The sequence below is a fragment of the Streptomyces sp. NPDC056527 genome (genome assembly GCF_042794475.1).
Lineage (GTDB): Bacteria > Actinomycetota > Actinomycetes > Streptomycetales > Streptomycetaceae > Streptomyces.
Map to the genome: position 1 here is coordinate 25,726 of NZ_JBHTTQ010000073.1, position 13,450 is coordinate 39,175.

Annotated in this window: 12 protein-coding genes; 7 read left to right on the top strand and 5 right to left on the bottom strand. The window is 72.5% G+C overall.

What is annotated here, in order from left to right; all coding sequences use genetic code 11:
• Position 1: 1 nt before the first annotated feature.
• Positions 2–511 (bottom strand): septum formation initiator family protein, encoded by a 510-nt coding sequence (locus ACFQ7Q_RS27405; protein WP_383559654.1) that lies wholly within the window; start codon positions 509–511, stop codon positions 2–4.
• The gene (rsmH, locus tag ACFQ7Q_RS27410) at positions 508–1,467 is read right to left on the bottom strand and encodes a 16S rRNA (cytosine(1402)-N(4))-methyltransferase RsmH (RefSeq protein WP_383559656.1); all 960 of its coding nucleotides are present in this window, start codon (positions 1,465–1,467) and stop codon (positions 508–510) included. Before rsmH ends, ACFQ7Q_RS27405 begins: the two co-directional genes overlap by 4 nt.
• 312 nt (positions 1,468–1,779) lie before the next feature.
• On the opposite strand from rsmH, the gene ACFQ7Q_RS27415 reads away from it, so the two are divergent.
• From ACFQ7Q_RS27415 to ACFQ7Q_RS27430, 4 genes are all read left to right on the top strand, one after another.
• Positions 1,780–2,319, top strand: a complete 540-nt coding sequence (locus tag ACFQ7Q_RS27415; protein ID WP_383559657.1) for a beta-class carbonic anhydrase — start codon at positions 1,780–1,782, stop codon at positions 2,317–2,319.
• 160 nt (positions 2,320–2,479) lie between these two features.
• Entirely contained in the window at positions 2,480–3,496 is a 1,017-nt protein-coding gene (locus tag ACFQ7Q_RS27420) for an AAA family ATPase (protein WP_383559658.1), read from the top strand.
• Entirely contained in the window at positions 3,496–4,872 is a 1,377-nt protein-coding gene (locus ACFQ7Q_RS27425; RefSeq protein WP_383559659.1) for a DUF58 domain-containing protein, read from the top strand. The genes ACFQ7Q_RS27420 and ACFQ7Q_RS27425 overlap by 1 nt, the downstream gene beginning before the upstream one ends.
• Positions 4,869–7,277 (top strand): DUF3488 and DUF4129 domain-containing transglutaminase family protein, encoded by a 2,409-nt coding sequence (locus tag ACFQ7Q_RS27430; RefSeq protein ID WP_383559660.1) that lies wholly within the window; start codon positions 4,869–4,871, stop codon positions 7,275–7,277. Before ACFQ7Q_RS27425 ends, ACFQ7Q_RS27430 begins: the two co-directional genes overlap by 4 nt.
• Before the next feature lie 336 nt (positions 7,278–7,613).
• Here the strand turns inward: ACFQ7Q_RS27430 and ACFQ7Q_RS27435 are convergent, their stop codons facing one another.
• From ACFQ7Q_RS27435 to ACFQ7Q_RS27445, 3 genes are all read right to left on the bottom strand, one after another.
• Entirely contained in the window at positions 7,614–8,018 is a 405-nt protein-coding gene (locus ACFQ7Q_RS27435) for a DUF3040 domain-containing protein (RefSeq protein WP_329121565.1), read from the bottom strand.
• Between the two features lie 304 nt (positions 8,019–8,322).
• The gene (locus ACFQ7Q_RS27440; protein ID WP_383559662.1) at positions 8,323–9,111 is read right to left on the bottom strand and encodes a class I SAM-dependent methyltransferase; all 789 of its coding nucleotides are present in this window, start codon (positions 9,109–9,111) and stop codon (positions 8,323–8,325) included.
• A 78-nt stretch (positions 9,112–9,189) separates the two neighbouring features.
• Positions 9,190–9,720 carry an SAV_6107 family HEPN domain-containing protein gene (locus ACFQ7Q_RS27445; RefSeq protein ID WP_383559663.1) on the bottom strand — a complete coding sequence of 177 codons (531 nt, stop codon included), beginning with the start codon at positions 9,718–9,720 and terminating at the stop codon, positions 9,190–9,192.
• 166 nt (positions 9,721–9,886) lie between these two features.
• On the opposite strand from ACFQ7Q_RS27445, the gene ACFQ7Q_RS27450 reads away from it, so the two are divergent.
• Genes ACFQ7Q_RS27450 through ACFQ7Q_RS27460 form a run of 3 tightly spaced genes read left to right on the top strand, consistent with a single transcriptional unit; the run spans position 9,887 to position 13,390 of the window.
• Positions 9,887–10,678 carry an ATP-binding cassette domain-containing protein gene (locus tag ACFQ7Q_RS27450; RefSeq protein WP_383559664.1) on the top strand — a complete coding sequence of 264 codons (792 nt, stop codon included), beginning with the start codon at positions 9,887–9,889 and terminating at the stop codon, positions 10,676–10,678.
• Positions 10,650–12,737, top strand: a complete 2,088-nt coding sequence (locus ACFQ7Q_RS27455; RefSeq protein WP_383559666.1) for a YhgE/Pip family protein — start codon at positions 10,650–10,652, stop codon at positions 12,735–12,737. The genes ACFQ7Q_RS27450 and ACFQ7Q_RS27455 overlap by 29 nt, the downstream gene beginning before the upstream one ends.
• Positions 12,738–12,781: 44 nt before the next feature.
• Positions 12,782–13,390, top strand: a complete 609-nt coding sequence (locus tag ACFQ7Q_RS27460; RefSeq protein WP_383559668.1) for a TetR/AcrR family transcriptional regulator — start codon at positions 12,782–12,784, stop codon at positions 13,388–13,390.
• Positions 13,391–13,450: the final 60 nt, after the last annotated feature.

Genomic DNA, 13,450 nt, shown 5'->3' on the forward strand with positions numbered 1-13,450 from the left:
GTCACCTGCCGGAGTTCGTCGGGGCGGGCGGGGTCGTCTGCGGTGTCCCGGTCTTCCCGGGGGTCGCGGGCGGCGGTCCGGTCGGGGCGCCCGTCGTGGCCGGGGGTGTGGTCCTTGGCGGGGCCGGGGTGCGCGTCGGCTTGGGCGCGGCCGCCTTGGAGGGCTCGCCGAGGACCGTGCCGTCCGGGTTCAGGAAGGCGGGGCTGCCGCCGGGGACCATGCCGAGCTCACGGGCCCGGCGCTCCAGCGCGTCGGGAGCGGAGCGGTCGTCCACGTCCCGCTGGAGGGCCTGCTCCTCGTCGGTGAGCTCCGTGGTCCGGTTCTTGAGGTCGCGGAGCTTGAACGAGCCCTGGTTGAGGGCGGAGTTCAGCAGCAGGAGGGTGATGAGCCCGCCGCCGAGCAGGACCACGACGAGCAGGACGAAAGGGGTACGGGCGGCGGTACTCGGCCCCGAGGGCATGAGCCGCCCGAGCCGCGCCGCCCTCCCTTTGAGCGGCCCCTTCGTCGTCATGCCTGCTCGTCCCCCCGGATGCGCTGCGCTCCTCGGAGCCGGGCCGGGGCCGCGCGGCGGTTCTCGGCGATCTCCTCCTCCGTGGGGAGTTCGGCGCCTCGGGTGAGCAGCTTCAGGCGGGGCTGGTACTGCTCGGGGACGACCGGCAGGCCGGGCGGGGCCGTGTTCGCCGCGCCGGCCGCGAAGACCTGCTTGACCAGCCGGTCCTCCAGGGAGTGGTACGACAGGACCGCGATCCGGCCGCCCACCGCGATCGCCTTCACCGCCGCCGGGATCGCCCGCTCCAGGACGGTCAGCTCGCCGTTGACCTCGATGCGCAGGGCCTGGAAGGTGCGCTTGGCGGGGTTGCCGCCGGTGCGCTTGGCCGCCTGCGGCAGGGAGTCGCGGATCAGCTCGACCAGGCGGGCGCTGTTGGTGAACGGCTCCTTCTCGCGCTCGCGCACGATCGCGGAGACGATCCGCTTGGCCTGCTTCTCCTCCCCGTACGCACGGAGGATGCGGACCAGCTCGCCGGCCGGGTAGGTGTTGAGGACCTCCGCGGCGCTGACCCCGGTCGTCTGGTCCATGCGCATGTCGAGCGGGGCGTCCTGCGCGTAGGCGAAGCCCCGGTCGGCCTCGTCGAGCTGCATGGAGGAGACGCCCAGGTCGAAGAGGATGCCGTCCACCTTCGGGATGCCGAGCCGGTCGAGGACCTCGGGCAGCTCGTCGTAGACCGCGTGGACGAGCGTGGCGCGCTCACCGAAGGGGGCCAGTCGCTCTCCGGAGAGACGCAGCGCCTCCTTGTCCCGGTCGAGGGCGACGAGCCGCGCCTCGGGGAAGCGGCGCAGGAGCGCCTCGCTGTGGCCGCCGAGGCCGAGGGTGCAGTCGACGACCACCGCACCGGGGCGCTCCAGGGCCGGGGCCAACATGTCCAGGCACCGCTGGAGCATCACCGGGACGTGTCGGTCGTTGCTCAATTGCGCCCTCTCAGAATTCGGCTCAGATTCGGCGCGGCCGCTACGCATCCGCCGCACTCGCGGGGGAGAAACTGCGGAAATCGCTCATTGTCTCCGTGAACTTCGCGTCACTTTAGTCCACTGGACCCAGCGGTCAATCAACCGGCTGGCGCGTCGCGCGGGCCGTCGAGAGGAGTCGGGCATTCCCGACAGCTCACTCGAATGGGCCCGCTCTTCTCATGCCTGTGGGTTAGCTCACAACAAGGCTCATTGACGTTCTTTGTCCGCTCTCACGACGGGCCACGGCGCCCCGTGACCACTACCGTCATAGACATGTCGACCTCAGCGCACCCCTCCTCCGACGTGATACGTACCGGTGGGACCGTCACCGACCGCCTCGTCGAGGCCAACGAGCGATACGCGTCCCGCTTCACCGATCCCGGCATGGACGCCAAGCCCGTCCTGAAGGTGGCCGTCGTCGCCTGCATGGACGCCCGCCTCGACCTGCATGCCGCGCTCGGCCTGGAGCTCGGCGACTGTCACACGATCCGCAACGCGGGCGGTGTGGTCACCGACGACGTGATCCGCTCGCTCACGATCAGCCAGCGAGCCCTGAAGACCCGCAGCGTGGTGCTCATCCACCACACCGGCTGCGGCCTGGAGTCGCTCACCGAGGACTTCCGGCACGAGCTGGAGATGGAGGTCGGCCAGCGACCCGCCTGGGCGGTGGAGGCGTTCCGCGACGTCGAACAGGACGTCCGGCAGTCGATGCAGCGCGTGCGGACCTCGCCGTTCCTGCTGCACACCGACGACGTCCGCGGTTTCGTCTTCGACGTGACCACGGGCCTGCTGCGCGAGATCGACCCCTCCTGATTCACGGGGCACAACACGGCAAACCCCGGCATATCGCTCGCACTTGTCCACAGGCAAGTGACACAACCCGGCAGAGGCAACAAGAATGCTCGGGTGACACCCCCCGAACGAACCGCGGGGGCAGGTGTCGGTGTTTTTCGTAGGGGCCGAGGAGGGCCGGGTGACGACCTATGACGATCGAGCGAGCCTCACAGATCTGACCACCACAGCGGAGCGTGTCCGCAGGTCGGTGGAGGGTGTGATCGAGGGCAAGCCTGAGGTCGTACGGCTTTCGCTGACCGTGCTGCTCGCCGAGGGACATCTTCTGATCGAGGATGTCCCCGGCGTCGGCAAGACGATGCTGGCCAAGACGCTGGCGCGGTCCATCGACTGTTCGGTGCGCCGTATCCAGTTCACGCCCGACCTGCTGCCGTCGGACATCACCGGTGTGTCGATCTTCGACCAGCAGCAGCGGGACTTCGAGTTCAAGCCGGGCGCGATCTTCGCCCAGATCGTGATCGGCGACGAGATCAACCGCGCCTCGCCGAAGACCCAGTCCGCGCTCCTGGAGTCCATGGAGGAGCGGCAGGTCACCGTCGACGGGCAGACGTACGAGCTGCCGAACCCGTTCATGGTCGTGGCCACGCAGAACCCGGTGGAGATGGAGGGCACGTACCCGCTCCCCGAGGCGCAGCGCGACCGCTTCATGGCGCGCGTCTCGATCGGCTACCCCAGTGCCGAGGCCGAGCTCCAGATGCTCGACATCCACGGGGCGGTCAACCCGCTCGACGACCTGCAGCCCGTCGCGCACGCCCACGACATCGTGAAGCTCATCGAGGCGGTGCGCGGCGTGCACGTCGCCGACGCGGTGCGCCGGTACGCCGTCGACATCGTCGCCTCGACCCGTAACCACGCTGATCTGCGGCTCGGCGCCTCGCCTCGTGCCACGCTCCACCTGCTGCGCGCCGCCAAGGCGTCCGCCGCGCTCAGCGGCCGCGAGTACGTCCTGCCGGATGACCTCCAGGCACTGGCCGTGCCGGTCCTCGCCCACCGACTGCTGCCGACGGCGCAGGCGCAGCTGAACCGGCGGACCGCCGAGCAGGTCGTGCTCGACATCCTGCAGCGCACGCCCGTCCCGGTCGCGGCTCCGCCCGCCGGGCCGCACTACGGCCAGCAGCCCGGCGTTCGGCAGCTGTGATGACGACCGCTGCCGCGCCGGAGGGGCAGCGGGGTGACGACCGGGGCGTTCCCACGAAGGGGGACGAGAGGGGCGGGGTGCGGGCCGCCCTCGGCGGGCTCACCACGCGCGGCCGGTCCTTCCTCGCCGCCGGGGTCGCCGCCGCGGTCTGTGCCTTCGTCCTCGGCCAGGGCGATCTGCTGCGTGTCGGCCTGCTGCTCGCCGTGCTGCCGCTGATCTGCGTCGGCGTCCTCTACCGCACCCGGTACCGGGTCGCCGGCAGCCGCCGGCTCTCCCCGCACCGGGTGCCGGTCGGCTCCGAGGCCCGGGTCCATCTGCGGATGGACAACGTCTCCCGGCTGCCCACCGGGCTGCTGATGCTCCAGGACCACGTCCCGTACATGCTCGGGCCGCGGCCCCGCTTCGTGCTGGACCGGGTCGAGGCGGGCGGCAGGCGCGAGGTGTCGTACCGGGTCCGGTCCGATCTGCGCGGCCGCTTCCCGCTGGGTCCGCTCCAGTTGCGGCTGAACGACCCCTTCGGCATGTGCGAGCTGACCCGCTCCTTCAGCGCCTACGACACCCTCACGGTGGTCCCCCGGACCGAGTCGCTCCCGGCGGTGATGCTGGCCGGCGAGGCGGCGGGGTACGGCGACGGCCGGCAGCGCTCGCTGGCCCTGTCCGGCGACGACGACGTGATCCCACGCGCCTACCGCCACGGCGACGACCTGCGCCGGGTCCACTGGCGTTCCACCGCGCGCTACGGCGAGCTGATGGTCCGCCGTGAGGAGCAGCCGCAGCGGGCCCGCTGCACGGTCCTGCTCGACACCCGCCGGATCGCCTTCCAGGGCGCGGGCCCCGACTCGGCCTTCGAGTGGGCGGTCTCGGGCGCGGCCTCGGCCCTGGTGCACATGCTGGAGCGGGGCTATTCGGTACGGCTCCTCACCGACACGGGCACCGCGGTGCCCGGCGAGGGCGCCGAGGGCTTCGCCGGCGCGACGCAGGACACGGCCGAGGCGGCCGGGCTGATGATGGACACCCTCGCCGTCGTCGACCACTCCGACGGAGCCGGACTCTCGCGCGCGTACGACGTCCTGCGCGGCGGGAACGAGGGACTTCTGATCGCGTTCGTCGGCGACATCGACGAGGAGCAGGCGGCGGTGGCGGCCCGGATGCGGCAGCGCAGCGGTGCGGCCGTGGCCTTCGTCCTGGACAGCGGCACATGGCTGACCGGCGGCGCGGTGGTCGGTGCGGTCGACGAGCGGCTGCGGCAGTTGCGGGAGGCCGGCTGGACGGCGCTGGCCGTACGCCCGGGCGCACGGCTCGCCGAGCTGTGGGAGCAGGCCGGCGGAGCGCGTGCGCAGACCGCCGCGGGTGACACGTACGGAGGTTGGTCATGAGCGGCCGCGGGCGGCTGACACTGGGCGCCTTCGCCGCCACCCTGATGGCGTCGGGCGCGCTGCTTCCACTGGTGAAGCCGGCGACCTGGATCTTCACGGCCGCGATCCTGCTGGCGATGCAGAGCGGGGTCGGCGCGCTGACCCGGCGGGTACCGCTGGCCCGGCCGCTGACGATCGCGGCGCAGGCCCTGACGAGTCTGCTGGCGCTGACCCTCGTCTTCACCCGGGAGCAGGCGCTGCTCGGCTTCCTGCCCGGGCCGGGGGCCCTCGGGGAGTTCGCCGCGCTGTTCCGCGCGGGCGCCGACGACGTCGGCACGTACGCGATCCCGGCCCCCGACACCGAGGGCATCCGGCTGATGGTGGTCGGCGGCGTGCTCGTGATCGGCCTCCTGGTGGACACGATCGCGGTGACCTTCCGCAGCGCGGCTCCGGCGGGTCTGCCCCTCCTCGCGCTGTACTCGGTGGCCGCGGGTCTCTCCGACGGCGGCGCGAGCTGGCTCTGGTTCGTGCTGGCCGCCACCGGCTATCTCCTGCTGCTCCTCTCGGAGAGCCGTGACCGGCTCTCGCAGTGGGGGCGGGTCTTCGGCGGCGCGCCGCGTCCCGGGAGCACCGGCGCGGCCGGGAGCGGGCAGGCGCTCGCCCCGGTGCGGACCGGCCGGCGGATCGGTGTGGTGGCCATGGGCATCGCGCTGGTCGTGCCGGCGGCGCTGCCCGCGCTCTCCGGCGGTCTCTTCGGCGGCCCTGGCGACGGGGCGGGCGAGGGCGGCAAGGGCGGCACGATCTCGGCCGTGAACCCGCTGGTCTCGCTCCAGGACAATCTGCGGCAGCCCGAGGACCGCGAGGTGCTGCGGTACCGGACCAACGCGACCGACACCAGCGGGATGTACCTGCGTCTGGTGGCGCTCGACCAGTTCGACGGCACCTCCTGGAAGTCCTCGGTCCGCCCGATCGGCGACGTTCCCGAGCGGCTGCCGCGCCCCGACGGGCTCGGCGCGCAGGTCCGTACGACCGAGGTGACGGGCAACTTCGTGGCCTCCTCGTCCTACGAGCAGAAGTGGCTGCCGATGCCGTACCCGGCGGCCAAGGTCGAGATCGACGGCCGCTGGCGGTACGAGCCGGCCGGGCGGATGATCGTCGGCGACGACGAGCAGAACACGCGGGGCGCCCGCTACACGGTGACGAGCCTGGACGTGCGACCGACGGCGGCGCAGCTGGCGGCGGCCCCTCCGGCGCCGCCCAAGCTCCTGACCGAGTACACCCGGGTGCCGTCCTCGCTGCCCCTCGACGTGAAGTCGACGGCGCTCCAGGTCACCCGGGGCGCGCGGAACGACTACGAGCGGGCCGTGAAGCTCCAGGACTGGTTCGCGACGGACGGCGGCTTCCGCTACGACGTCGAGGTCGAGTCGGGCACGGGTGTCGAGGCGATCTCCCGCTTCCTCCGGCAGCGGGAGGGCTTCTGCGTCCACTTCTCGTTCTCGATGGCGGCGATGGCGCGCTCCCTGGGCATCCCGGCCCGGGTCGCGGTCGGCTTCATGCCCGGCACCGCGCAGTCCGACGGCACGATGTCGGTCGGCATCCGGGACGCCCACGCCTGGCCTGAGCTGTACTTCGAGGGCGCGGGCTGGATCCGGTTCGAGCCGACGCCGACGCGGGGTACGACGCCCGACTACACACGGCAGCAGTCCCCGTCGGGGACGCCGACGCAGACGGCGCAGCCGGAGACCAGCGCCTCGGCGGTGCCGTCCGCGGCTCCGAGCACCTCGGAGAGCTGCCCGCCGGAGATGCGTCGCCTCGGCGAGTGCGGCTCCGACGCGGCGGCGGGCGGAGCGTCGTCCGACGGCGGCGGGGTGGATCCGCTGAAGGTGGCGCTGATCTGTCTGGGCGTCGCGGTGGTGCTTCTGTTGCCGCTGTCGCCGTGGCTGTGGCGTACCCGGGTACGGACGCGGCGGCTCGGCTCCTCGGGCCGCACGCCGGAGGACGCGGTGGCGCGGACGCTGGCGGCGTGGCGGGAGATCCGCGACACGGCCTGGGACCACGGGGTCGCGCCGGACGATTCGCAGACGCCACGGAAGACGGCGGCCCGGATCGTCCGTCTGGGCGCGCTGGAGGGTGAGCCGGCGAACGCGGTGCACCGGGTGGCTCGCGCGGTCGAACAGGTCCTGTACGCCCCGCAGCCGCGTCCGGCGACGGGTCTCGTGGAGGAGGTCGCCCTGGTCAGGTCGGGCTTCGCCGCGGTCTCGCCCCGCAAGACGCGCCTGCGCGCACTGCTGGCACCGCGCTCGGCCGTCCGGGTGGTGTGGGCGGCGTCGTCGCGCTGGTCGAGGGCGACGGGAGCCTGGTCGGCCCGCCGCGAGGCCCTGACGACCCGCCTGACGGCCGCCCTCCGCCGCACCGAACGCACCTGACCCCCCGGTAGGGCTCCGCTCCACGGTGGGCGGAGCCCCGCCCTCCGGGGTTGTGGGCAGGCGTTCCGCAGGGCTGGGCTCCCGGACGGAGTCTGGGGGAGGGTGGGTACAACCCACGACGGCGCCGTACCCGCGGGCACCGCACGGACCGGGAGCCCGGACCCGGCAAGGGCACCGTTCCGTTGTGCCCCAGCGGAACGAATGCCTCCAACAGGGGAGGCGTGGGCGCCGTTCACCCCGGCGACCGGCGCCCACGACGAAGCCCCGCCGAGCCGCGCTCCAGCGCGGCCCCGCGGGGCTTGGTGTCGTGGGGAGGGCTTCGCCCTCAGGGCGCCGTCAGTGGCCGCCGCCCTGCTGTTCGTCCCGGCGGCGCTGCCACCGTTCCTCGATCCGATGCATCATCGAGCGGCGCTGCCGGGCCTGACGGCCACCGGCCGCCGATCCACCCGTCGCCTGCTGCTCACCCGGCTTGGGCGCCTTGCGCCAGCCTGTAACGGCCATCACCGCGCAGCCCAGCATGACGAGGAACCCCACCACGCTGATCCACCACTGCTGAGCGACCATTCCAGCCATGAGGAGCGCGATACCCACCAGGAAGCCGGCGACTGCCTGGTAAACCCGTCGCCGGGTGTACGTACGCAGTCCGCTTCCCTCGAGCGCTGTCGCGAACTTGGGATCTTCGGCGTACAGCGCTCGCTCCATCTGCTCGAGCATTCGCTGCTCGTGCTCCGAGAGCGGCACGGAGTCCTCCTAGTCGTCGGTCGCGGGGGCGACCGGGATGCGGCCCTTTCAGGATAGGCAGGGAATCGCCCCCGTGAAACCCGCCCTCAACGCCAAATCGCCAAACCGGGCCGCCATGCGGTTCGGTTGCTGAGGCGTTGATTCCCCAGCGCCTGGCCTGTCATGCCGGATGGTGTCCCCCGATCATACGGGGCGAGCTCCCCGTTCGGGGGGCCTGTGGCGTACTCCATGTGCGGCTGCGTCGCTGATCAGCCCGGTGCGGCCCGCCCGGGGCCGGGCCCCGGGGCGTGCCTCCGGGCGAGTGTCAGGCGCGCTTCTCGCCCAGGACGTGCAACTGGGTGGCGATGGCATGGAAGGACGGCAGCTCCGCCGCGGCGGCCTCCAGCTTGAGCAGAGCCTCCGCCGCGCCGGGCTCGGTGTCGACCAGGGCGCCGGGGACGAGGTCGGCGAAGACACGCACGCCGTGCACCGCGCCGACGTCCAGTCCGGCCTCGCCGGCCAGCTCGCCGAGCTGGTCGGCGGTGAAGCGGCGGGGCACCGGGTCGCCGTCGCCCCAGCGCCCGGACGGGTCGCTCAGGGCGTTGCGCGCCTCGGTGAAGTGCCCGGCGAGCGCGCGGGCCAGGACCGCGCCCCCGACGCCCGCGGCGAGCAGGCTGAGGGCGCCTCCGGCCCGGAGCGCCGCCACCGCGTTCCGTACGCCCTCGGCCGGGTCGTCCACGTACTCCAGGACTCCGTGGCAGAGGACCACGTCGTACGCCTCCCGCCCGACCACGTCGAACAGGCCGCGGATGTCGCCCTGCACCCCGGTCACCCGGTCGGCGACGCCGGCCTCGGCGGCCCGGCGCTCCAGCGCGAACAGCGCGTTCGGGCTGGGGTCGACGACGGTGACCCGGTGACCGAGGCGGGCCACCGGCACCGCGAAGTTCCCCGAGCCGCCGCCCGTGTCGAGGACGTCGAGGCCGTCCTGCCCGGTGGCCTTGACCCGGCGGTCGAGGGCGTCCTTGAGGACGTCCCAGACGACGGCCGTACGAAGGGAGGCGCGCGACGGGCGCGACGACGCCTCTCGACCGAAGACAGGGGAAGGGTCCGACACGGCTGTTGACTCCTCGGTGACGGTGTACGAACGCCTCCCACCCTATGGCCTCGGGCGTGCTCCCCCGCTCACATGCGGCTACCCCGCGGCCTCCTCCGCGCCGGTCTGACGGGGCAGCACGGGCTGGAGGACGAGGAGCCGCTCGACCAGGCGCAGGAACATGGCCGCGTCCCGGATCAGGTCGTCCGCGTCCCGGCGGGTCGCCGCGCCGGGTATCCCCGCCTCCGCCCGGGCCCGGCGGGGCGCTCCCGAGGCGAACAGGGCGCTCCACTCGGTCAGCTCGGGCGCTATCTCGGGGAGCACTTCCCAGGCGCTCCTGATCCGCGCGCGCTTGCGCGGGTTGGACTCGGGGCGGCCACGGGCGGCGAGCACGGCCGCGGCGGTGCGCAGCGCGGCGAGGTGTGCGGTGGCGTACCGCTCGTTGGGCACGTCGTGTCCGACGGCCTCCTCCAGGCCGGCGCGGGCCTGGGCGAGCAGGTCGAGTGCGGCGGGCGGCGCGGTGGCACGGCGCAGCACGGGGTGGACGTCGGACGGCGGTCCGGACAGTGCGGGGGCAGGGCGGCCGGCGGCGCGGCGCCGCGGTGCGGCTGCTGCGGAGGAGCTGGTCATGACGAGCCTCCTGTCGTCGTGTGACGGCTCTGTGTCCGTATGTGTCCATCGTGAAGGGCACCACTGACAATCGCTCTGACCTGCGGTTTTGCCTGGATCGCCGACTCAGGGGTAGTTTTTGAACTGACTGGTCAGTTCAAAAACTGGGGAATGTGGGGGTGGACCGGTGGAAGCGAAGCCGGAGGAGCCGCACGGCGCCGCCGTCGTCGCGGACGGATTCGGGCTGAAAGGGCCGCGCGGCTGGGTGTTCCGCGGGGTGGGCTTCCGGGCCGAGCCCGGCTCGCTCGTCGCGATCGAGGGGCCGTCCGGCTCGGGCCGCACCTGTCTGCTGCTGGCACTGACCGGGCGGATGAAGCCCCAGGAGGGCCACGCCGAGGTCGCCGGGCTCCGACTGCCCCGCAAGATGGCGGCCGTCCGCCGGATCAGCGCGCTCGGCCCGGTGCCGGGGGTGAGCGACCTCGACCCGGCGTTCACCGTCGCCGAGCACCTGCGCGAGCGCGCCCTGCTCCAGCGCCGCTACGACGGCGCGGTACGGGCCCTGCTCCGACCGCCGGCCGAGCGCGCGGCCGCCGTCAGGGAGCGGATCGAGGCGGCCCTGGAGGCGTCGGGGCTCGACCTGGACGCGCTGCCGAAGGGCGAGCGGACCTCCGTACGGGATCTGGAGCGGCTGGAGGCGCTGCGCCTGTCGATCGCCCTGGCGCTGATCGGCCGGCCCCGGCTGCTCGCGCTCGACGACACCGATCTGAAGCTCTCCGACGCCGACCGGGCCGAGGCATGGGCCCTGTTGCGCTCCATCGCCGACGCCGGCACGACCGTGCTCGCCGTCTGCAGCGAGGCGCCCGAGGACGCCCTGAAGATCACCACGGCGCCGCGCGCGACCGAGGACGACACGACCACCGAGGACGACACCATCGAGGAGGGGGCAGCCGATGCGCTCGCCGAAACTGGCCGCGCTTGAGCTGAAGCGGTTCGGCAGGGGGAAGCTGCCGCGGGCCGCGCTCGTCGCGATCCTGCTGCTGCCGTTGCTGTACGGCGCGCTGTACCTGTGGTCCTTCTGGGACCCGTACAGCAGGCTCGACCGGATACCCGTCGCCCTGGTCAACGAGGACAAGGGCGCCACCGCCGACGGCAAGAAGATCAACGCCGGCGACGACATCGCGAAGGGCCTGCTGGACAGCAAGGTCTTCCAGTGGCACGAGGTGAGCGACGCCGAGGCCCGCAAGGGCGTGGAGGACGGGACGTACTACCTCTCGCTGACCATGCCGGGCGACCTCAGCACGCGGATCGCCTCCAGTTCGGGCGACGCCCCCGAGACGGGTGCGCTCCGGGTCCGTACGAACGACGCCAACAACTACATCGTCGGGCAGATCTCCCGGACCGTCTTCTCCGAGGTCCGCACCGCCGCCTCCACCAAGTCCTCGCGCACCTTCCTGGACAAGATCTTCATCTCCTTCTCCGACATCCACGACGCGACCGCCGAGGCCGCCAAGGGCGCCGGTCAGCTCAAGGAGGGCGTGGACAAGGCGAAGAAGGGCTCGAAGAGCCTGGCCGACGGCCTGAAGGACGCCAAGAAGGGCAGCGGCGACCTCGCCACCGGCCTGAAGAAGCTCGACAAGGGCGCGGGCGATCTGGAGACCGGCTCGCGGCAGGTCGCGAACGGCACCCAGGCGCTCGCCGACAAGGTCAACGGGAAGGCCGCACAGGTCCGCCCGTATCTGAAGAACAACGGCAAGACGATCGGCGACACCGCCCGGCTGGTCGCCCACTCGACCGCGGCCGTGCGTCACGACCTCGAGGACGTGGTCCGCCGCGCCCCGATGGCCCGCACCGCCGCCCACCTGGCCGACGACAAGCTGGACGCCCTCCACAAGAGGGAGTGCGTGGACAACCCGCTGCCCGACCCCAAGGCCTGCCCGGTCCTCAAGGAGGCCAAGGTCTCGGCCGACGACGTGGCGAAGATCGCCGACGATCTGCACGAGCTGACCAAGGACAGCGACGGCGACCTGAAGAAGCTCGACGGCCGGCTCGCCACCCTGCAGAAGCAGGCGGAGGACCTGGCCAAGGCCGCGCCGCACCTCGACGAGGACCTCGAAGGCGCCGTCAAGAAGATCAACAAGCTGAACGACGGCGCCCTGAAGGTCGCCAAGGGCGCCGACGAGCTGCACACCGGCCTCACGAGCGCCAAGACCGGTTCCGCCAACCTCGACACGGGTGTCGGCAAGCTCAAGAAGGGCGCCGGGGACCTCGACGGCGGTCTGTTCAAGCTGGCCGACGGCTCGGGCGAGCTGGCCACCGGGCTGAACGACGGCGTGGCCAAGATCCCCGACTACGACAAGCAGCAGCGCGACCGGCGTACGGAGGTCATGGCCGACCCCGTCGGGCTCGCCTCCCAGTCGCTCCACAAGGCGCCCAACTACGGCACCGGCTTCGCCCCGTACTTCATCCCGCTCTCCCTCTGGGTCGGCGCGATGGTGGCGTACATGCTGATCCAGCCGCTCAACCGGCGCGCCCTCGCCGCCGGCGCCTCCGCCTGGCGGATCGCCCTGGCCGGCTGGCTGCCGGTCGCGGCCATCGGGCTGCTCCAGGTCGCCGCGCTGATGTCCGTGCTGCACTGGGGCCTCGGCCTCCAGATGGCGAGGGCGGCCGGGACCGTCGGCTTCCTCGCCCTGGTGACCTGCTGCTTCGCCGCGATCATCCAGTGGCTCAACGCCCGCTTCGGCGCGGCGGGCCGGATCCTGGTGCTCGCCGTGCTGATGCTCCAGCTGACCTCGGCGGGCGGCACGTACCCCGTTCAGACGAGCCCCGGCTTCTTCAACGCGATCCATCCTTTCCTGCCGATGAGTTACGTCGTCGAGTCGCTGCGCCGGTTGATCACGGGCGGCGGGATCGGGCCGGTCTGGCAGGCGGTCGCGGTCCTGGCGGCGTTCACGGTGGGCGCGCTGGCGCTCACCGCGGTCTCGGCCCGGCGCAAGCAGGTGTGGACACTGGACCGGCTCCACCCCGATCTGTCCTTGTGACACCTGCCCCTGTGACACCCGCGAGACCTGTGAGAATCGAGCCCATGGACAGCAGCAGCACCAGACGCCAGGCCACGCGCGCGAAGCTCTACGAGGCCGCCGTCACGCTCATCGCCGAGCAGGGCTTCTCGGCGACGACGGTGGACGAGATCGCCGAGCGCGCGGGTGTCGCCAAGGGCACGGTCTACTACAACTTCAAGAGCAAGACCGAGCTCTTCGAGGAGCTGCTGCGGCACGGAGTCGCCCTGCTCACCGCGTCCCTGAGGACGGCGGCCGAGGAGACGGCGGAGCGGGGCGGGAGCCGGGTCGACGCGCTGGACGCGATGATCCGGGCGGGTCTGGTCTTCATCGACCGCTATCCGGCCTTCACCCAGCTGTACGTGGCCGAGCTGTGGCGCACCAACCGGGCCTGGAACTCGACCCTCCTGGTCGTCCGTCAGCAGGCGGTCGCCGTGGTGGAGGGGGTGCTGCGCGAAGGCGTCGAGAGCGGCGAGCTCAGCGAGGAGATCGACATTCCGCTCTCGGCGGCCGCACTGGTCGGCATGGTGCTGGTGGCCGCCCTCGACTGGCAGGCCTTCCAGCGGGAGCGCTCGATCGACGACGTGCACAGCGCGCTGTCGCGGCTGCTGCACGGGCGCGTGGGCGGCTGCTGACCGGCCGCTGAACGACCGCCGGGAGAAACGCCGGACGGCGAGGCTCGATCCCCCCGAGCC